This window comes from Microvirga sp. P4_G7 (assembly GCF_056401005.1).
The window spans coordinates 1-1,040 of sequence record NZ_JBFUKD010000980.1; the positions used below are offsets into that span (position 1 = coordinate 1).

Consider the following 1,040-nt stretch of genomic DNA (forward strand, 5'->3'; position numbering starts at 1 on the left):
GCTCAAGAGTCATCGTGACCTCACTGCTTCCTAAGCGGTCTTCTCGAACAGCTCGCGCCCGATCAGCATGCGGCGGATCTCGCTCGTGCCCGCGCCGATCTCGTAGAGCTTCGCATCGCGAAGCAGGCGGCCTGTGGGATAGTCGTTGATGTAGCCGTTGCCGCCCAGGAGCTGGATCGCATCGAGCGCGCATTGGGTCGCCTTTTCGGCTGCGTAGAGGATCGCGCCGGCGGCATCTTCGCGGGTCGTCTCGTGCCGGTCGCACGCTTTGGCGACCGCATAGACGTACGCCTTGCACGCATTCATCGTCACGTACATGTCGGCGACCTTGCCTTGCACGAGCTGGAAGCTGCCGATCGGCTGGCCGAATTGCTTGCGTTCGTGGACATAGGGCATGACGATGTCCATGCAGGCCTGCATGATGCCGAGCGGTCCGGCTGCAAGCACGGCGCGTTCGTAATCGAGACCGGACATGAGGACCTTGACGCCCTTGTTGACCGTGCCGAGAACATTCTCTTCCGGCACTTCGCAATCCTGAAAAACCAGCTCGCACGTATCCGAGCCGCGCATGCCGAGCTTGTCGAGTTTCTGGTGCGTGGAGAAACCCTTGAAATCTTTCTCGACCAGGAAGGCCGTCATGCCTTTCGCGCCGGCGTCGAGGTCGGTCTTGGCATAGACGACGAGCGTCTCGGCGATGGGACCGTTGGTGATCCACATCTTGTTGCCGTTGAGRACATAGCGGTCGCCCTTCTTGTCGGCTCTCGTGCGCATCGACACCACGTCCGACCCCGCACCTGGTTCCGACATCGCGAGCGCACCCACATGCGCGCCCGAGATCAGCTTTGGCAGATAGCGTCGCTTCTGCTCTTCGCTGCCATTGCGGCGGATCTGGTTGATGCACAGGTTCGAATGAGCGCCGTAGGAGAGGCCGACCGACGCCGAGGCGCGGGAGATTTCCTCCATGGCGATGACGTGTTCGAGGTATCCGAGCCCGGAACCGCCGAACTCTTCTTCGACAGTAATGCCGTGAAGACCAAGCT

General features: G+C 61.3%; 1 protein-coding gene. It reads right to left on the reverse strand.

From position 1 onward, the window contains the following. Nucleotides 1-30: 30 nt before the first annotated feature. On the reverse strand, nt 31-1,040 hold a 1,010-nt coding region (locus tag AC1DT3_RS22370), incomplete at its 5' end, for an isovaleryl-CoA dehydrogenase (RefSeq protein ID WP_477467366.1).